The organism is Pseudoalteromonas sp. RWi3 (assembly GCF_054960735.1).
In genome coordinates, this window is sequence record NZ_JBHNYL010000002.1 from 261,850 (window position 1) to 280,507 (window position 18,658).

15 protein-coding genes are annotated in these 18,658 nt (G+C 40.8%); 8 read left to right on the forward strand and 7 right to left on the reverse strand.

The window, feature by feature from the left end; all coding sequences use genetic code 11:
• Window positions 1-80 precede the first annotated feature (80 nt).
• From ACFI4Z_RS04695 to ACFI4Z_RS04710, 4 genes are all read left to right on the forward strand, one after another.
• Window positions 81-2,180: a TonB-dependent receptor domain-containing protein gene (locus ACFI4Z_RS04695; protein ID WP_462669548.1), complete on the forward strand. Its 2,100-nt coding sequence runs from the start codon at window positions 81-83 to the stop codon at window positions 2,178-2,180.
• 102 nt (window positions 2,181-2,282) lie between these two features.
• Window positions 2,283-3,338 carry a hemin-degrading factor gene (locus ACFI4Z_RS04700; RefSeq protein ID WP_462669549.1) on the forward strand — a complete coding sequence of 352 codons (1,056 nt, stop codon included), beginning with the start codon at window positions 2,283-2,285 and terminating at the stop codon, window positions 3,336-3,338.
• A gap of 333 nt (window positions 3,339-3,671) precedes the next feature.
• Window positions 3,672-3,881, forward strand: a complete 210-nt coding sequence (locus ACFI4Z_RS04705; RefSeq protein WP_058559473.1) for a cold-shock protein — start codon at window positions 3,672-3,674, stop codon at window positions 3,879-3,881.
• Between the two features lie 78 nt (window positions 3,882-3,959).
• A complete protein-coding gene (locus ACFI4Z_RS04710; protein ID WP_462669550.1) occupies window positions 3,960-4,763 on the forward strand; it encodes a substrate-binding periplasmic protein in 804 nt (267 codons plus the stop codon).
• Here the strand turns inward: ACFI4Z_RS04710 and ACFI4Z_RS04715 are convergent.
• The 3 genes from ACFI4Z_RS04715 to udk all read right to left on the reverse strand — a co-directional run bounded on the left by ACFI4Z_RS04715 (window position 4,760) and on the right by udk (window position 7,538).
• A complete protein-coding gene (locus ACFI4Z_RS04715; RefSeq protein ID WP_462669551.1) occupies window positions 4,760-5,479 on the reverse strand; it encodes a substrate-binding periplasmic protein in 720 nt (239 codons plus the stop codon). The two genes, ACFI4Z_RS04710 and ACFI4Z_RS04715, sit on opposite strands and share 4 nt — an antisense overlap.
• A gap of 186 nt (window positions 5,480-5,665) precedes the next feature.
• Window positions 5,666-6,889: a NupC/NupG family nucleoside CNT transporter gene (locus tag ACFI4Z_RS04720; protein WP_099293156.1), complete on the reverse strand. Its 1,224-nt coding sequence runs from the start codon at window positions 6,887-6,889 to the stop codon at window positions 5,666-5,668.
• A gap of 19 nt (window positions 6,890-6,908) precedes the next feature.
• Window positions 6,909-7,538 carry a uridine kinase gene (gene udk, locus ACFI4Z_RS04725; RefSeq protein ID WP_099293154.1) on the reverse strand — a complete coding sequence of 210 codons (630 nt, stop codon included), beginning with the start codon at window positions 7,536-7,538 and terminating at the stop codon, window positions 6,909-6,911.
• A gap of 191 nt (window positions 7,539-7,729) precedes the next feature.
• Between udk and ACFI4Z_RS04730 the strand changes: the two genes are divergently transcribed.
• Both ACFI4Z_RS04730 and deoD read left to right on the forward strand, forming a co-directional pair.
• Window positions 7,730-8,962, forward strand: a complete 1,233-nt coding sequence (locus ACFI4Z_RS04730; RefSeq protein ID WP_462669552.1) for a phosphopentomutase — start codon at window positions 7,730-7,732, stop codon at window positions 8,960-8,962.
• Window positions 8,962-9,669 carry a purine-nucleoside phosphorylase gene (deoD, locus tag ACFI4Z_RS04735; RefSeq protein WP_462669553.1) on the forward strand — a complete coding sequence of 236 codons (708 nt, stop codon included), beginning with the start codon at window positions 8,962-8,964 and terminating at the stop codon, window positions 9,667-9,669. The genes ACFI4Z_RS04730 and deoD overlap by 1 nt, the downstream gene beginning before the upstream one ends.
• 293 nt (window positions 9,670-9,962) lie before the next feature.
• On the opposite strand, the gene ACFI4Z_RS04740 is transcribed toward deoD, so the two are convergent.
• Both ACFI4Z_RS04740 and dgt read right to left on the reverse strand, forming a co-directional pair.
• Window positions 9,963-11,534 (reverse strand): hypothetical protein, encoded by a 1,572-nt coding sequence (locus tag ACFI4Z_RS04740; protein ID WP_462669554.1) that lies wholly within the window; start codon window positions 11,532-11,534, stop codon window positions 9,963-9,965.
• A 117-nt stretch (window positions 11,535-11,651) separates the two neighbouring features.
• Window positions 11,652-13,118 carry a dGTPase gene (gene dgt, locus ACFI4Z_RS04745; protein WP_462669754.1) on the reverse strand — a complete coding sequence of 489 codons (1,467 nt, stop codon included), beginning with the start codon at window positions 13,116-13,118 and terminating at the stop codon, window positions 11,652-11,654.
• Window positions 13,119-13,236: 118 nt separating this feature from the next.
• Here dgt and ACFI4Z_RS04750 point away from each other — a divergent pair, with 118 nt between their 5' ends.
• Complete coding sequence (locus tag ACFI4Z_RS04750; RefSeq protein ID WP_462669555.1) at window positions 13,237-14,442, forward strand: alkaline phosphatase family protein; 1,206 nt, start codon at window positions 13,237-13,239, stop codon at window positions 14,440-14,442.
• 204 nt (window positions 14,443-14,646) lie between these two features.
• Window positions 14,647-15,804: a benzoate/H(+) symporter BenE family transporter gene (locus ACFI4Z_RS04755; RefSeq protein ID WP_462669556.1), complete on the forward strand. Its 1,158-nt coding sequence runs from the start codon at window positions 14,647-14,649 to the stop codon at window positions 15,802-15,804.
• A 53-nt stretch (window positions 15,805-15,857) separates the two neighbouring features.
• On the opposite strand, the gene ACFI4Z_RS04760 is transcribed toward ACFI4Z_RS04755, so the two are convergent.
• On the reverse strand, window positions 15,858-17,219 hold the full coding sequence (locus ACFI4Z_RS04760) for a DUF3526 domain-containing protein (protein ID WP_462669557.1): 1,362 nt from the start codon (window positions 17,217-17,219) through the stop codon (window positions 15,858-15,860).
• Entirely contained in the window at window positions 17,212-18,654 is a 1,443-nt protein-coding gene (locus ACFI4Z_RS04765) for an ABC transporter permease (RefSeq protein WP_462669558.1), read from the reverse strand. The genes ACFI4Z_RS04760 and ACFI4Z_RS04765 overlap by 8 nt, the downstream gene beginning before the upstream one ends.
• Between the last annotated feature and the right edge of the window lie 4 nt (window positions 18,655-18,658).

Below are 18,658 nucleotides of genomic sequence, written 5' to 3' on the forward strand. Positions count from 1 at the left end.
TTTAAACCAGTATGAGTTTGGTGATTAGGGGGCTAATCAAGCTCACTGCCTAATAACTACAAACTTTATGGAGCGACAACATGCGCCTTTCAAAACTGGCTTTATGCATTGCCAGTGTTTCACTACCTGTGATTGCACAAACAAACCCATCAGAACAACCAAAACTCACAACAACGCTTGATGCTGTAACGGTTACTGCGACCCGAACAGAAAAAACGGTGTTGAACTCTTCGCAAGCTGTGAATGTTATAAGTGCTGAAGATATTGAAGATGTGTTGGCAACAACCGTATTTGATAGCTTGATTGCTGTACCCAATGTAACAGCCACTGGGGGGCCGAGATCCGCAGGGCAAAAGTTTAGTGTGCGCGGCTTTAGTGATGCCGAAGATGTGCTTGTGAGTGTTGACGGCGCCATTCAAACTTTTGAAAAGTACCGAATGGGCAGCTTTTTTGGTGACGCTGATTTATATCGGACTGTTAGTATTAAACGTGGTCCAAGTACCGTATTGCATGGTGGTGGTGCGCTTGGTGGCGTGGTAGAAATGGAGCTTAAAGATGCTAGTGATTTTTTAGAACCCAATCAAACAGCGGGCGCAAAAATTAAACTCGGGCATCACAGCAATAATAACGAGAACAATGGCAGCGTTTATGCGTACGCTCGCCCCACCGATTCACTGGATATTTTAGCCGCGTATATTCGGCGACAAAGTGATGATTTTGAGTTATCGAATGGTGAAGCACTTGATAACTCTGCAATCGAAGCCGAGTCTTTATTGCTTAAAGGTGAGTATTACTTAACGGATGACTCATTAGTTGGGCTTTCGTATAGTCAAAGTGAAGATGCCCAAAGAACAGAGTTTAATACCACAGATCCGGGCGCTTGGGGCACAGTTTACCGCAGAGTAAAGCAATCGGTTACTAATTTTAGTTATGAGTTAAACCCGGTTAATAACAAATACCTTGATTTAGCTATACGTTTTGGAAATAGCCAAAGCCATGTTACAGAAAGCGATGGCAAAGGTATGTTAGAAGATTATATCGGCGTTGAATCTCATTATGAATATAATATAAATACGCTCGATATTATGAACACCAGTGTAATAGGTATGCATGCACTTACTTACGGTGTACAGTACTCAGACAAAGAGCGTGTAGGTGATAAGCAAAGTTATCCATGCTTAGAATACAATATGCAGACATACGCCTGCATTAAGTACAGCCCCGAATTAACCTATAGCCAAATGACGTCGCAACCAGGTGGCGAACAAAAACGTATTGGTGTGTATATTCAAGATGAATTTACTTGGCAGGCATTTACATTAACCGGTGGTGTTAGATATGAAAAATACAGTAGTAAACCAACATCGCTGTTTGCTAGCAAATACGCAGAGTTAGACACCAAGGTTGAGCATTCAAAAGTAGTCCCAGCGCTCACTGTAAATTATCAGTTCACTGATGAATTTGCTTTGTTTGCCAGTTATCAAGAAGGCTTTAGGGCGCCGTTAATTGATGAGCTATATGATTTATATGGTGGTCGTAACCCTAATTTAGCACTCGAAACCGAAAATAGCCAAAACCAAGAAATAGGCATGAGCTATCAAACAGATAATGTGTTCTCTGATCGAGATTCATTAACTGGGCGCATTGTGTATTTTGACACTCAGGTTGATGACGAAATTCAGTCAAACACTAGCTCTGTGACCAACCCAGTTCCTGCACCTCGCTACAACAACAGCGGTAATAATGATCGTGATGGTTTCGAACTTGAAGTGAATTACGCCCACTCAATAGGCTATGCAAACCTTGCTTACAGCGAAATATCAGGTGAAGACCAAGATGGTGAACCTTTATGGTATTTACCTGCAGATAAACTGGCGCTCACGGCAGGTTTATTTTTCTTCGACTCAAGCCTACGCACAGGGATTAGCGTTCAGGATATTGCTGCGCGAACGGTTCAAGCCTATGACGTTGCAACCCGATCATACAAACAGACACAGCAAGATAGCTATACCTTAGTAGGGCTCAATGCCAACTGGGATTTTAGTGATGACTGGAATGTACGTGTTGCGGTGGATAATTTATTGGATAAGGAATACCAAGTGATGGCCGGTACTGGCGGTGCTATTGGTGATTATGGCGTAGGCCGTAATATTAAAACTCAAGTTAGCTTTAAATTTTAATACTCAACCTCCTCAAGGTAAAAAGTTGCTTGAGGTGGTTGAATCTAAAGCTCAGCTTGCGATGTCGGCTCGAGCTTTAGATAAGCATGAAGGTACGAAAAAATGACTATTTTACAACGTTATCGCCAGTTATGTGAACAGCAACCAAATATAAGAGCCATAGACGCTGCGCAGCAATTAAATATAAAAGAAGCGCAACTTATTGCAGCTCAGGTAGGTGAAGGTGTAACCAAGCTTGATAACACTAATATAGAAGCGATATTGAAAGCATTTAAAAAGTTGAATCATGTTATGGCATTAACGCGTAACGAGCACGTGGTGAGTGAAATTTCAGGTTGTTATGAAAAAATTTACTGCTCAGAGCGCAATGATACTAAAACGGCTATTGCAATTAACCCTGGAGGTATCGATTTACGCCTGTTTATCTCAAAATGGCATAGCGTATTTGCGCTTCATACCAAAAAAAACCAGGGCAGTATTCAATTTTTTGATAAATACGGAGTTGCTATACACAAGGTATTTACCACTACCCAAACTGACTTTACTGCATTTGAACAATTAGTTGAAAGATTTAAGGTGCAACAACAAGACGCACCGCTCAATATAACCGCACCTGCAATAGTGGTTGATGAAAAAAAAGCATTGGCTGAAATCGATATTCAAGGTTTTAGAGAGGGCTGGAAGAGCTTACAAGATGTTCACCACTTTCCTGCATTATTAACTAAGTTTGCAGTTAGCCGTACTCAAGGGCTTGAAATTGCAGGTGAGCAATGGGCACAAGAAGTCTCGCCTGATTGTTTAACCGATGTTTTTGAAGCTGTGCGAGAACAACAAAGCGAATTAATGATTTTTGTCAACAACCACGCAGCCGTGCAAATTTATTCTGGAACATTAACCAATCTTAAACAGGTTGGATCGTGGTATAACGTCCTAGATAACAATTTTAACTTGCATGTAAAAAGTCAGCAGTTCTCTCGTGCATTTGTCGTTAAAAAGCCAACTGACAATGGTGATACTTTCGTTCATTCGATCGAATTTTTTGATGCTCATGGCAGCACAGTCATGACTTTGTTTGGACGTAGAATCGAAGGCAAAGTGCAATCAGCAGATTGGGTTGAGCTATGCAATAACATCCGAGAGCAAGCCGTAACAGCTTAAAAGCGTTGGATAAGTAACAGCGCTGGAAATAAAGTCAGCGCTATTTTTAAAATAACTTCATTGCGTAAACGTGTTTAATGGCTAAAGCAGGTAAAATAAACAAGGTGCTTTCAGCGTTAAATTAAAAATAAAATCACAAAAGGTTTGACATAAACTGCCAACTCTATATAGTAGGCCGCAGCTAGAAAGAAAGCATGTAATTTATAAATCTCCATTTCGTTGTTGTATAAGTAATACTTGTAGTACCGTCCTGAAGTTTTTTTAAGTACCATCTCATTTTTTGCTACACCCGCCCACATGGGCAATTTTTTATTTTTATATCAGGATATTACTATGTCTAACATCGTATCAGGTACAGTTAAGTGGTTCAACGAGTCTAAAGGTTTTGGTTTCATCGAGCAAGAAAATGGTCCAGACGTTTTCGCACATTTCTCAGCAATCAAAAGCGAAGGTTTTAAAACTCTTGCTGAAGGCCAACGTGTAGAGTTCACTCTTTCACAAGGTCAAAAAGGTCCTCAAGCAGAAAATATCACTGCTGTATAATTTTACCTTTTAGGTAAAATCCAAAAAGCGCTTATATAGCGCTTTTTTTGTGCTTAAAAATTGACGATATCACGCTGAATGCCTATTATTAGTGATTATCAGTGGTTGTCGGAGAAAGTTATCCGTAACATTTTTGTACTTCTTTGTTGCTTAAATTTTTCGGCTATAGGTTATGCCAAGCCTTTAATTACTATATATACAGAGCACTTCCCGCCGTACAACTTTTCAAATAAAGGTCAGTTGCAAGGTATTAACCTTGATATCACTCGCGCTTTATGCAAACGCGTTAACGTTGATTGTCAGTTTGAGTTATTACCTTGGACACGGGCGTATTATTTGGCTCAAAAAAATAAAGCTTCAGGGTTAGTGTCGACAGCACGTTCTCTAGAGCGGGAGTCGTTGTTTCAATGGGTCGGCCCTTTAGCCTCTTCACGTACATTTTTTTATCGACTCGCGAGTAATGACCACATAAACCCTACTGAGCTGAGTCAATTAAGTACCTACACCTTAGGGTTAGTTCGCGATGATGTGTACGCGCCATTAGTGCATGACATTGGTTTTGTGAAAGATAAAAACCTCTTAAACTTTGCCCACCATTACGAGTACATTAATTTATTTTTTAAAAATAAGATCGATCTTATTCTCGGTTCAGAATCGTTGCTTGATTATCAATTACAACAATATGGCCACAATAGCGCTGACGTAGTTAGGTTAATTGAATTACCCGTTGATAAACTAAAAGGAAACTACCTTGCGTTTAATAAATCTGTGCCCAAAGAAATTGTTGATAAATTTAATAACGAGTTAGCTGCATTAAAACAGGCGGATGATCTTGAGCAATTTAGGCTGCCTTATTTAAAAAGCATGATTAAGACAGACTAATTGTTATTCATTAGCTTTTTATACTCAGGTGTTTCTTTCACTTCACTAAACGCTTTTTTTAATGCATCTATAATTTGATGCTCTAAATTTATATTTGCTGCTAGATAGCCTTTGACTTGAAGCGCATCTATTGGGTATGTGAAGCTGAATTTATTGTGATCGATGGCTAACTGGTCTGCCATGTCAGGTATGAAATTTTCGTCATCTATTATTAGGTCTACTTTGTTAGCAAGTAATAAGTTGTAAGACTTCTTGATATCCGAAGTTATAAGTAGATCAAAGCCATGCTTTGATAAAACTTGAAAAGCCAAGTCATGTCGTTGAACCGCTACTTTGTACTTTTTTGCCTGTTCTAGACTTGTTATTTTAATATTCCTTCGCTCTGAGAGCTTCACAAAACCTAATTTAAATTGCGCTACAGGGCCAATCCAGTGAAATAGCTTCTCCCTTTCAGGGGTTCTAGCTAGGCTGTATATGAGTGTATTGTCTATTTTGCTGGCAAGCTTGTATGCTCGGGCCCAAGGATAAATTGAGAAAGAAGCGTCTACAGCAGCAGTTTCTAATATCTTTTTTACAATGTTGGTGCTGGTACCTGCAACTTCATCATTTATTCGAGTTTGATTAGGCGGTGAAAGTTCAGTCACAACCTGAATTTGAGGTTGGCTGAAACCAAATAGTGGAAATAGCATTAGCAAAGCGTAAAGCAGTGTTCGCATTGATTGACCTTAATTTGCCTTAATAAAATCAGTATAGTAGCAAAGATCAGAATATGAAAAGTTAAAGGTATTAAAACGATAAAAGGGCCTTGCGGCCCTTGGTGAAGTATCGTTCAAGTCAGATAATGCTTTAACCCCTTAAAGCGTTATCCTATTGTTTTGCAACTAAGGCTCATCTCAAAGTTTCTAAGCTAGCGAGAGGAAAAAACCTGCAATTGCGGCGCTCATAAGGTTAGCCATAGATCCTGCTAACACTGCTCTGAGCCCTAAGCGTGCGATATCCTTTCGCCGACTAGGCGCCATACCGCCTAATCCACCTAGTAAAATGGCTATCGATGATAAGTTAGCAAACCCACATAACGCGAATGTGACAATCGCTTGTGTGTGCGCACTTAACGTATCGCGATAATTTATAAAGTCTAAGTAAGCAACAAACTCATTCACTACTAACTTTTGACCAATAAAACTGCCGGCTATAATTGCTTCACTCCAAGGTACACCAAGTAACCAAGCGACTGGGGCAAATATATAACCTAAAATTTCTTGTAGTGTCAGTGTAGGGTAATCAAACCAGCCACCAATACCACCTAATAAACCGTTTAAAAGCGCGATTAAAGCAACGAATGCTAATAACATGGCACCTACATTAAGTGCTAAATGCATACCGTTTGCTGCGCCTGATGCAGCTGCATCAATCACATTTACTGGCTTATCTTCATTATCATCAAGATCGGCCAATGTGTCTTTGGGGGTTTCTGTCTCTGGCACGATCATCTTGGCCATTAAAAAACCACCTGGTGCGGCCATAAAGCTGGCAGCAATTAAATACTTAAGCTCTACGCCAATAATTACGTAACCGGCCATCACAGAGCCTGCTACAGTGGCTAGGCCACCCACCATCACTGCAAACAATTCCGACTTTGTCATTGTTGCAATAAATGGTTTCACTATTAACGGTGCTTCAGTTTGACCAACAAAAATGTTGGCGGTCGCTGAAAGCGATTCAGTACGCGATGTTTTTAATAGTTTTTGTAAACCACCGCCGAGGATTCTAATAATCCAGTCCATAATGCCTATGTGGTAAAGTACTGCAACTAGCGCAGAGAAAAACACAATAACTGGCAAAACTTGTACCGCAAAAATAAACCCTAAGGTATCTTGGCTTGCAAGGGGACCGAATAAAAATGATATTCCGTCATTGGCAAAACCAATTACCGATGATACGGCTTTTGACATGCTTACTAAGGCGTTTTTACCTGCTTCGAAAAACAGCACAAACCCACCAATAATGAACTGCATGGCAAACGCAATACCCACCGTTCTTAAACTAATTGCTTTGCGGTTGGTTGATGCCGCAAAAGCAATGCCTAGCAGCACACACATGCCGACTAAGCTCATAAATGTTGTCATGTTTAGTTATTTCCCGTTGTTATTTTTGCAGTAAATATTTTATTTTACTTTTAATTATATCAATCGCAACACGATTCATGCCGCCACGTGTGACCACTAAATCAGCCTTGTGCTTTGAGGGCTCAATGAACTGATAAAACATCGGTCTCACCGTCGCTTGATATTGTTCAACAACGGACTGTAATGTTCTGCCTCGTTGCTCCATATCACGTTGCATACGGCGCATTAGGCAAATATCAAGCGGTGTATCAATAAACACTTTGATATCAAATTCTTTATTTAGCGCGTTATCGCTAAGCAATAAAATCCCTTCAACTATGAGAATCTCTGCTGGCATCACTGTTCGCGTTTTGTCGCTACGCGTGTGCTGGGCGTAATCATAAGTCGGAACTTCTACTGCTTCTCCATTGCGTAATTGAGTCAGGTGTTTACACATTAACTCATGTTCAAACGCATCAGGGTGGTCGTAGTTCGTTTGCGTACGATGGTCAAACGGTAAATGCGATTGATCGTTGTAATACGCATCTTCTTCGATCACGGCGATAGCGCCTGGTTCAAGCTCATTAACCAACTCATTGTAAATAGTTTGGCTAAAAAGAGATTTGCCCGACGCAGAAGCGCCAGCAATAGCTATTATTGTTCGTGTCACTAAAGTTCTCATCCACACATAAGGATACATTGTTGGTAGATCACAATAGCAAAAAAGACACGATTAATCTCTCTTGCTTCGCTCTAAGATGTGAAATTTATAATGTTTAGGTTTTATGAAACAGGACTTATGTCCTGTACGGTAAAAAGCAACAGCAGATAAAGTAGCCACATTGGATTAACGAGGTGAGTATGGCAAGAGCAATTATATTGATGGCAGATAGCTTAGGCATAGGTGCTGCTCCTGACGCTGATAAATTTGGTGATTTAGGCGCAAACACATTTGCACATCTGCTGAAAGCTTACTCAGAGGAAACGGGCGAAGCCCTTTCTCTGCCTAACTTATCGCTATTAGGGTTGGTTGATGCATGTGAAGCGGCAGGTAAAGAGCCTTGCTTAATTAGCGACCGTCAAACACCAATTGCAGCATGGGGTTATGCTAAAGAACTCTCAAGCGGTAAAGATACACCATCAGGTCATTGGGAAATGGCGGGTGTACCTGTGTTATTCGATTGGGGTTACTTCCCGAATACACAGCCTTGTTTTCCACAAGAATTTATTGACGAGTTAATTGCTCGTACCGGTATTCCTGGCATTTTAGGTAACTGCCATGCATCAGGAACCACTATTTTAGAACAGCTAGGTGAAGAGCATATCAAAACAGGTATGCCAATTTGTTACACCTCAGCTGATAGCGTGTTTCAAATAGCCGCGCATGAACAAACTTTCGGTCTAGAAAAACTTTATCAGGTCTGCGAAATCACACGGGCGCTGCTTGATGAAATGAACATAGGACGAGTGATTGCGCGGCCATTTTTGGGTTCGACTAATCAAGACTTTGCTAGAACGGGCAATCGTCGTGATTATTCAGTATTACCGCCAGCACCAACATTGCTAGATAAATTAGCAGATGACGGCGGCCAAGTAATTAGCATTGGTAAAATTGCAGACATTTATGCACACCAAGGTATTACCCAAAAACACAAAGCCCCAGGCTTACAAAATTTACTCGAAAAAACAACTGAAGTAATGGCGTCAGCGCCTGATCATAGTTTGATTTTTACAAACCTCGTTGATTTTGACGAAAAGTTTGGCCATCGTCGCAACCCTGTTGGGTATGCCAAAGCACTTAAAGAGTTTGATGATTTTTTACCGACTATACTTAAGCAGCTTAATGATGATGATATTTTAATAATTACAGCGGATCACGGTTGTGACCCAACATTCCCGGGCAGTGAGCACACCCGTGAATATGTACCTGTAATTGCGTACCAACCAGGTCTTGAAAATACGGCCCTTGGTGAACGTGCTAGTTTTGCAGACATAGGTCAAACCCTTGCCCAGTGGTTTAACTTACCTGCACTTGACTATGGTGAAGGCTTTATCGACAAGCTAAAAGCGCCAATTGTAAAAGGAAACGAATAATGAGTACTCCGCATATCGAAGCGAACAACGGTGATTTCGCAAAAACGGTTTTAATGCCAGGCGATCCACTACGCGCGCAATATATTGCAGAAAACTTTCTTGATAACGCAGTTAAAGTAACAGGCGTTCGTAATATGTATGGCTTTACCGGTACCTACAAAGATAAGCCAGTCAGTATTATGGGGTCTGGGATGGGTATTCCATCTATGTCAATTTATGCCCGTGAATTGATAGTTAGTTACGGCGTTGAAAACCTTATTCGTATAGGCACATGCGGCGGTATTGGTAGCGACATTAAAATTCGTGATGTTATCTTTGCACAAGGTGCCAGCACAGATTCAAATGTAAACCGTGCTCGCGTACGTGGCTATGACTTCTCTGCTATTGCAGACTTTGACTTACTTTTAAACGGTGTTAATGCCGCTAAAGAGCTAGGTATCAAAGCAAAAGTAGGTAACGTTTTTACCACTGACACTTTCTATCAAGCGGACAACACTTTTTATCAAGAGCTTGATAAGTTAGGCATGTTAGCCGTCGATATGGAAACAGCAGGTATGTATGGCGTTGCAGCCGAGTACGGTGCAAAAGCTATGGCGTTATTCACTGTTAGCGACCACGTAATTACTGGTGAAGCTACACCGAGCGATGAGCGTCAAAGTACATTTAATGAAATGGTTAAAATTGCGCTTGAGTCAGTAAAAGCGTAATCAGCAAAGTTCCTTGGTAACGTATTCACTCGTTTGGAGACACGCCCAAACACAGTGAGACTAACCTCCCAAAGCCGCATTTATGCGGCTTTTTTTATACCTCCGTCAGAGCAAAAAAGGCTAGCCTCGTTTTATACCAATTCGCTTAATTAAGTGATCTATTTTGAGGGTGAAAACGTGTTGATAGCAAGGCAAAAAATTCGCTATTTAGTTGTTCTAAAAGAGAATTTTTTAACGCAGTTAGCGACACGTATAGCCCCGAAAAAATGATTAAGTATTATTACGGATTGGTATTATTCATCGGTCTTCAACTGCTTAGCGCGCTCTTCTGCTGCAATGAGTTCAGCTGACTTTGGAACCGCTTTTTTGGGTTCTATGGTTGGCTTTTCTTTAGTGTTTGGATCCCATGTTGGGTCTAACGACAGGTTTGCAAACGGATTGGCTTTAACTTGTTTGTCAGATGTTTCATCTACTCTTTCTGAAGAACTATCTTGCTCAGTAATCTGTGTATTTAATGTATTGAGCGCTTGTTCAATCTCATGTTCTTCAGTGCTGATGTTTTGTGGTTGTTCACTTTTATCTGCTGGGTCAATTGTTTGCTCAGGTAGCTGCTTATTTAAAGTATCTTGATGGCTACTATGCTCACTTGAATGTTCTGTCGTAGCATCAGCTAAATCAGCGGGAGAGTCTTGCTTTAGAGTATCAATAGGAGTCTCTTTAACTTGAGCTTGTGGGGACGATTCTTTTTTCTGCCCAGGCAATGGCGCATTAGGGTCAAATGTACGTACTTCAGGCTCTTTAAAGTCATGTTCGTTTTTAATACGTGACGTTGCTGACTCATCGGCAGGCTTATGGTTTGGTTCGTCGTGCGTTACCGGTGCAATAGGCTCTATCTCGCGTTCGCTATATTCATTCAGCTCATCATCTGCTGTGTCGGCTTCGAGTTGTTCTGTAGAGTCTACTGAGGGCGTATTTACAACCTCAGGTTTAACCCTGTGTGCGTTGGGCTCACCTATGTCCTGATTAATGGACAATTTCTTTTCAGGTGCAGCTGCATCTGTGTTTAATGCACCCATGTCTGTTTTTGAATCCGATAGTGGCGTTGGCTGCGAGTCTTGCTGAGTCGGCATTGTGGCAGGCGTTACCACTGCGTTACTGGTAAGCGTTGTGGATGAATCGGCTGATTGTTTTTTAATGCGAAGTTTATAAATCACTAATCCAGCAATCAGTAACACTAACACGATAATAAGAATCGGTGTGGTCAATGATGTTGATTGTCCACTTGCAGCTATGACAGGTGATGTAATAGCTGGTGCTGCGGCTTTATTGATTTGCACCTTAGCTGCTTTTATAGCTGGCTTAGGTTGCGACTCAGTGGGAGTATTCTGAGCGTTATACTCTATTTCTTGCTTGTTTTCAGCCTCAATAAGTGGGTTTTGATCAACCTTTGTATTTGTTTTTTCTAAATCTGATTCAGATAATTTAATCTCAGATTGTTTTGGCGTGTCATTTGCGTCAAGGGGGTTTACAGTTTTGTTTATAGATAGCGTATCTTCTACAATACTTTGATCAATAATGTTATTAAGGTCATTACGCGCATCGTTATCTTGTTCAGCACTTTGACTGTTTATAATCGGTGCTGGCTCATTAACCGTTTGCTGAGGTTTATTTTCAACTGGTGGTGGATTACTGCAGTTTTTATTAAAGTCTCTTCTTGCGTTTCGATAACTACGACTGCTTTTATCATCACTAAATTGCTGCATCTGTTGCTTATACAAAATACACATCGCTTCATTGTATTTTGCTGTAGTGTTAAAACTACAGGTAAGCAACGTCAAAAAGAAAAGGCGTAAAAATAAAATCATTGGCGCACATTTAATGATAAATAAACAATAGTCTTAGTTTAATATTACTCTGGCAAATTATCTAGCAAGCAATTAGTACCGCCCATGTGCGAATCCGTTTATTTAACAGATCTGAGATCAGTCAATGGCCATTAATGAACGGTATTCATCATAGGCAAACTGGTCTGTCATACCACTTATGTAATCTTGAATAAGGCGACAACGATAGTAAAACTCATAGGCGCAAAAGTGGTCCGGCTCGTGCGTTAAATCATTAATTGCTTTTTGATAACTATTAAGGTGTTTATTAGAAAGCTTTTTTATTAACCTAGACTCAATCAAAAATGTTGTATCCCCTTTTATTACTCGTTTAAATTCATCGCAGTTAAGTGCTAATAAGGGTTTATAGCAGTCAAGCAATCCAGTAATAATACGATAGCCTTGCAACTCTAGTTTACCCACTTCTTGATGATTGAATACATGTTCAAGTGCCACTTGCTTTAATGTTTTAGTGACTGCATGTAAATGGCTATTGTCTTCAAGAAGAGCATGGTTAAAATCGCCATGATAAATAGCCTCAATATGTTCAATAAAGCGATTTGCTGCATGGTTCACAAGTGGATGCAGTAACGACACCCTCAAGTAAATAAAAAACTCACTATTAAAGTTATAAGGTTGAGCGGCGGCCTTATTGAGCGCGTAATCAATTGCTTTCTCAACGAAATTTAAATGTTCAGTATCATCAATAGTTAGATTAATAAGGGTGCGTTTATATTGGTGTTTTAATTTATCGCATAATAACTCAACACTGATTATGCCTTTTTCTACTGCATCTTCTATATCTGCTAAGCAATAAGAGATATCATCTGCAGCTTCCATAATATAGCTTGCTGGATGACGACAGTATTGGTTGATTTCAAGCTCATTTTGCAGTGCGTCAATAAACGGCTTCTCGCTGAAGTAGTATCCTACTTTTTTCATTAGGTAGCTTTTATCTTTTGGACTGTCTTGTTTTGCCATACTCGCTGGGCGGGTATATTTTAGAATCCCTGCCGTTTGACTGTAGGTTAAGTTTAAGCTGAGTAAAGAGTGTACAATACGAATGCCTTGTGCATTGCCCTCAAAGTTTTGAATGTCTTCAATTAAGTGCTTAAAAATAACATTAATACCGGTATTTGGGGTTTGGCAGCGCTCAGGTGTGACACTGGATAAATGAGTGCGAAACCACTTATTTATAGCTGCCTCACCAAAATGACCAAACGGTGGGTTGCCAATATCGTGCATTAGGCAGGCCATTTCAACTAAGCTTTCTAATGGTCGCTCCAAATCCGATAAGCCATAATTAATAATTTGCTGTTGAGTTAAAAAATGAAAAATACGCTGCACGATGAATCGACCCACTTGCTGAACTTCTAGTGAGTGTGTAAGCCTTGAGCGAACGGCTGCGTTGCGCTCTAATGGAAATACTTGCGTTTTTTGTTGTAAGCGCCTTATGGCCGCGCTGTTGATTATTCGACCACGATCGCTTTCCAATGCCATGTTTAGGTTAGCTGTGCTGCGCTCGGCTCTAGCAGGTGTTATTTTCTTTTGAAAGTCGATCATAATAAATCCATTCATGTGTGGTCTATGCCTTAAATCTAACAGCTTGAAATAATAGGTAAAGCTATTTTATTTCTACGTAAATTTTTCTATGATGTTAGCGCTAAACTTTAGGAGCACTTTAATGCGCCAGCTACTTTTAAATTTATCTATTATTGTTCTTTTATTACTGAGCCTGCCAACCAAGGCCAATGAGGAGCAAACCGTTGTGCTTATTTCTCTCGATGGTTTTCGTTGGGATTACATTGAAAAGCACGGCGCTAAAAATATAGCGAATATTGCAAAGCAAGGAGTAAGAGGCCAAAAAATGCGGCCCGTCTACCCAACAAAAACATTTCCCAACCATATATCGATAGTTACGGGCTTATTACCAATAAATCATGGTGTTGTTGAAAATCGTTTTTGCGACACAATACGAAGTGACTGTTACAGCATGGGTAAAGGAAAAGACGACAGCACGTGGTTAAGTGGCATTCCACTTTGGAATTTAGCGTCAATGCAAGGGCTAAAGTCGGCAACCTATTTTTGGCCCGAATCTGATGCTCGCTTTAACGGCATGCTACCGGATTATTATTACCATTATTCAAAACACAGCGATTATCAAAAAAGAGTTGATCAAATCTTGCAGTGGTTAACATTACCAGCAGCACAGCGACCCCGCTTAGTGATCAGCTACTTTTCTTTAGTAGACACAATGGGCCATGAATTTGGTCCTGATGCAATGCAAACTCGAGACGCTGTTCAGCAGCTGGATAATTTAATGGGGCAGCTACATACTCGAATCAATGAATTATCGATTAATGCCAATCTAGTATTGGTATCAGATCATGGCATGAGCCAAGTCGATCCTGAGCAAAGTATTGCGTTAAAAACCTTGCCAAAAGATGAGGCATTTATGGTTAAAAATACTGGTCCTCGGGTACTGATTTATGCCAATCAAGGTACTACACGAGCACAAATATCAGCTTATAAGCAACGGTTAGTTAAAGCTGCAAAAGGGCGCTATATCGTGTTAACCGATAGTCAGAGAGAGGCTTATCACTACAAAAATAATGGCCGCACGGGCGATATAATTTTACAAACTGTTGCACCTAAAGCATTTACACACAAGGCACATATTAATTATTTAGGCACCCATGGTTATGCTTATAGTGAGGATATGGCGGCAACGTTCGTTGCGCAAGGCCCTGCATTTAAGCAGAACCTAGTTCTTAAAGAGGTTAATAACCTTGATATTTATCCGCTTATTGCAAATGTCCTAGGACTAAAAGTACTCAATGAAATAGACAGTGACGGACAAACACTTTTTCCCGCCTTGGTTGAACAATAAACATTTTATTTGTTCATACGGTTTCATTGAATCACAACAAAGTCACCCCAAGATGCGAGCATCGCTTTTAAACCAACACGCTGAATTTTGCATCTTGAGGTGGTTTGGGTTTAGACCTTAGTCATAGTTTTAACTTTGTTCCTAGCACCGTAAGTTGATTTGTGTATAAATAAGCGTTAAACACTCCTTAACCTAAGGTGCTTTATGGGGCTATCCGATCAACTATTAAACCGAATAACGGCAGGGTTAGTTGCGGTGATAATCGGTTTCACCAGTTCGATAGCATTGATTTATCAAGTCGTCATAGTGCTCGGAGGCACGCCTGATCTAGTGGCTAGCTGGGTGCTGATGCTCGGTCTTGCAATGGGCGGCACCTCCATTGCTTTGTCCTATTATTATAAACTGCCTATTCTTATTGCATGGTCGACAACCGGGGCGGCATTGTTGATAACCAGCGCACAAGGTTACAGCTTAAATCAGGCAGTGGGAGCGTTTATGTTGAGCGCTTTTTTGGTATTCATTTCAGGGGTTACGGGTTGGTTTGAAAAAGTAATGCAACGGATCCCAAGTCAAATAGCCTGTGCCATGTTAGCCGGTGTGTTAGTCACGTTTGGAATTAATGTATTTAATTTTATGGGCGATAAGCCGCTTATAATTGGTGCAATGGTTTTAACCTATTTACTGTGTAAACGACTAATGCCTAGGTTCGCTATGCTCATGGTGCTTACTGCAGGTTTTGTTATGGCAGGTGCTACAGGGCAGATTGATACCAGTAGTTGGCAATGGAAAGTGAGTGAATTTACTTTTATTGCGCCAGAATTTGACCTACAAGCCATGATCAGCATTGGTATTCCATTGTATATTGTCACTATGACCTCGCAAAACCTTCCTGGTATTGCCGTTTTAAAAGCACATAACTACCCCGCGCCAGTTTCAGCATCTCTAAATGTGACAGGTTTTACGAATATTTTAATTGCCCCATTTGGCGGTTATGCAATAAATCTTGCAGCGATTACGGCCGCAATATGTATGAGTGAAGATGCAGATAAAGACCCCAATAAGCGCTATTGGGCCAGTATTGCAGGCGGTGGCTTTTATATTTTAATGGCAATAGGTGCGGCAACTTTAGTCGGGTTAGTAGCCAGTTTGCCGCAGGCGCTTATTCTCGCTTTGGCAGGCATTGCATTGTTCACCACAATAGCGTCTAGCTTACAGCAAGCATTGTCTGATAGTTATTACACAGAAGCTGCAATAATCACATTTTTAGTAACTGCTTCAGATTTAAGTTTTTACTCAATCGGTTCTGCATTTTGGGGGATTTTGGCGGGAGCGCTCACGCTATGGTTAATACCTAGGCGGTGAATTTAAAGTGATAACATGCTGGCAAAGCACGTTATCACTTGAATGTTAAAGGCTTAGGTAACCGCGAGGTGCCTAAAGCGTACGCGAATAATAGCCGTGAACAAGCCGCACAGAATCACAAATAATACAATGCCATAATATAATTCATTGCTTCTGACAGGGCTTATACTTGGCTCAAACGCTGGAAACAGATCAAGATCAGCATTTGTCACCGGGGTATCATTAAATAAATAGGGGTAGATAAATTCACTGACCTGTTTATGGTATGCGCTCACTTGCAACAGATAGCGTTGATAAGCGAGAGTATCTGTTCCTGAAAACGAATTGAGGGCGCGTTGATACACTAAGCTTGGTGACAACCAATCAATGCGCGATAAACTATTATCACGGGCTTGCTGTACAGCAAGATGCGCCTGCCAATGCTCTTGCACAGCTAAATCACTAAGTTGATGCATGGCATAGTACCATTTCCAATGGAATCGCCCTTCAAAGCTAAGCTTTTCACTAAACTGAGGATACTGCTTACTAAAGCGCGTCAGCGCCGCTTGCATGTCTTGATCCCAGCCATCATTTAAGATTAAACGTTGCTCAACACTGGCTTGTAATGCCGGTTGTTGCGTGTATTGTTGGTTTAAAACTAAATGAATGGCTCCGGGGATCAGTACGGCAAAAACAAGCCAAACGCTGATAAAAGCAAGGCTGTTAAATAAGCCTGTTAGGTTTAAACTCACAATAACGCCCGCAATTAGAAACCACAGAGCGCAATACGCAATGCTCAGCCCAACTACCGATAAAAACACTCCATTGAGCGGTAAAGAAAGTAACACTGCAGCCACGATAAATAAAATAACAATTAGCCCTGATACCATATAAAAGCGTAACAGCAGCGCACGTATAAGGATTTTTTTTGCTGCATTGCCAGCAAACGCACTAAGCAATCTAAACCGCCCTGATTGACGCTCATCACTGAGCAAGTTAACGCACAGCACACCAATTAGAATGGGCAGAATATAAGCAAGTACAAAGCCTAAATCAAACCCTCCAGCACGATGCTTACTGGGGTTGATCACCTCTTTGTTATAAATTTGACCCTGCAAGGCCAGTGCATTTATTTTCATTGCCGCTAAGTTATTTTGACTTTGCCCAGTAAACAGCGCGGCCCAAGGCGACAATTGCCATTGTGTAGGTGCTTTAGCATAGTAAGCGAGCGATCCCATTTCGGGCAGCTTTCCGCTTTCTTTTAAATGAGCGCGTTCTTTGTCAAACACAATATTCGCAACGACTTGGTCTTTACGTATATTCTTATACGCGTTGGCCCCTAAAAAAATCGCTAGCAACGCACTAAGTAAAAACACCAATAAACTAATTTGATTGGCACGCGGCGAAAGTAACCGTTTAAGTTCAAATTTAAGCATGAATAAACGCCTTACGTTGGATGCGTGGTGTGATCAACACAACCAGCAGTATTAAAGTGATAAGTCCAAATGAGCTAATCGCCACAAAACTGTGCTTTAAAGACCAACTAAGTGAAGCTGGCTGATAATCAAACTTAGGAAAGTTCTGCCACATTGATGACGATACGCGTTGTTCGCGGTCGTTGTGGTGATCAATCTCGTTGGTATGTATCTTATTTAACCCTTGAATTCGTTCAAACCGATGCTGTTCCGCTTGCTGCTCAAAATTAAAAAAGTGCCGGCTGTCTACACCACTAATTGCCATCGACAAGTCTCTAACCGCTAAATAGGGGTTAAGCCAATAAAACTTGCCAATAAATGCCTGTTGAGCATTAAACTGATCAAGCTGGTTTTGATAATGACGTTGATAAATTTCAGCGCTGATACGCTCACCTTCTTGCATGATGAGACCTCGGTAGTTAACAGGTAAATCTTCCACTGTATCAACGGCATACTTTTTTAAAATCTGTTGTTTAAATGCATTAAAATGAGGATCGTTTGGATTATGACTATTACCCACTTTGCGAATGTCAGTTTGTACTGCTAATGACAGCATGTTACGGCTTTTATGGGGGTGTAACTGCTGTGCTATATCAGCCAACGTGCGAGGGGTCAGCACGAGCAATACAAACCATAACGTTACTAATGCGGTTAAACTGTGTTTTGGCAATCGTGTGAGGCTTGATACTAAAAGTACAACACTTATCCAAAATACGCAATAGGCTAAGTACAGTACAAACAACAGCCCAATTCTATAAAACACATCATTAGTAAATACAGCTTCGCTGGCCAATGACAACACGATAGACACAATAAAAACAGGTAATAAAAATGCACAGCTTAATAGTGTATAAGCCAAGCCTTTTCCGCATAATAAATGCGAAAACTTGACACCCACAGCCAACATTTGTTTAAGCGTACCGCGCTCTTGATCGCCACTTATTGTAGAAAACCCCAATCCAATTAACACTAAAGGCCAAACAAATAAAAGCAAATTAGCCACGGATAATTCAGAGAACCTAAGTAAGGTTGCAGCCTGATCATCTTTAGCAAAGTTTGCACTGTTTTGTTTGTGGGCCTCTAAGAATACGCTGTTACCGACCCAGTTATTCACGCCAATATCAAAATAACTCAATGCACTAGGAGGGCGAAAAGCAAAATGACCAAAGTGAGCCACCCTGTGTGGGTGCCTGTCTGGTTGTGCTAGCCACTGTTGCTCGACTAATTGTTGTGAGCTAATTTGCAGCGCGCGGCTTTGCTGGTACTGCTGCCAACTGGTAAATAAAGCAACGGCGAGTAACAGTTGCATCAAGGCAAACAACAACCAAAGCGTGTTATTTTTTGTTTTTTGTTTTAGCTCGTGTTTACACACGCGCCAACTTATTCCATTAGACATGTAG

What these genes read in the sequence shown, in the direction of transcription:
- ACFI4Z_RS04750 (WP_462669555.1), top strand. Translation starts at nt 13,237, where the DNA reads ATGCGCCAGCTACTTTTAAATTTATCTATTATTGTTCTTTTATTACTG.
- ACFI4Z_RS04695 (WP_462669548.1), top strand. Translation starts at nt 81, where the DNA reads ATGCGCCTTTCAAAACTGGCTTTATGCATTGCCAGTGTTTCACTACCT.
- ACFI4Z_RS04765 (WP_462669558.1), bottom strand. Translation starts at nt 18,654, where the DNA reads ATGTCTAATGGAATAAGTTGGCGCGTGTGTAAACACGAGCTAAAACAA.
- ACFI4Z_RS04730 (WP_462669552.1), top strand. Translation starts at nt 7,730, where the DNA reads ATGGCAAGAGCAATTATATTGATGGCAGATAGCTTAGGCATAGGTGCT.
- ACFI4Z_RS04760 (WP_462669557.1), bottom strand. Translation starts at nt 17,219, where the DNA reads ATGCTTAAATTTGAACTTAAACGGTTACTTTCGCCGCGTGCCAATCAA.
- ACFI4Z_RS04700 (WP_462669549.1), top strand. Translation starts at nt 2,283, where the DNA reads ATGACTATTTTACAACGTTATCGCCAGTTATGTGAACAGCAACCAAAT.
- ACFI4Z_RS04740 (WP_462669554.1), bottom strand. Translation starts at nt 11,534, where the DNA reads ATGATTTTATTTTTACGCCTTTTCTTTTTGACGTTGCTTACCTGTAGT.
- ACFI4Z_RS04710 (WP_462669550.1), top strand. Translation starts at nt 3,960, where the DNA reads ATGCCTATTATTAGTGATTATCAGTGGTTGTCGGAGAAAGTTATCCGT.
- ACFI4Z_RS04755 (WP_462669556.1), top strand. Translation starts at nt 14,647, where the DNA reads ATGGGGCTATCCGATCAACTATTAAACCGAATAACGGCAGGGTTAGTT.
- ACFI4Z_RS04720 (WP_099293156.1), bottom strand. Translation starts at nt 6,889, where the DNA reads ATGACAACATTTATGAGCTTAGTCGGCATGTGTGTGCTGCTAGGCATT.
- deoD (WP_462669553.1), top strand. Translation starts at nt 8,962, where the DNA reads ATGAGTACTCCGCATATCGAAGCGAACAACGGTGATTTCGCAAAAACG.
- ACFI4Z_RS04715 (WP_462669551.1), bottom strand. Translation starts at nt 5,479, where the DNA reads ATGCGAACACTGCTTTACGCTTTGCTAATGCTATTTCCACTATTTGGT.
- ACFI4Z_RS04705 (WP_058559473.1), top strand. Translation starts at nt 3,672, where the DNA reads ATGTCTAACATCGTATCAGGTACAGTTAAGTGGTTCAACGAGTCTAAA.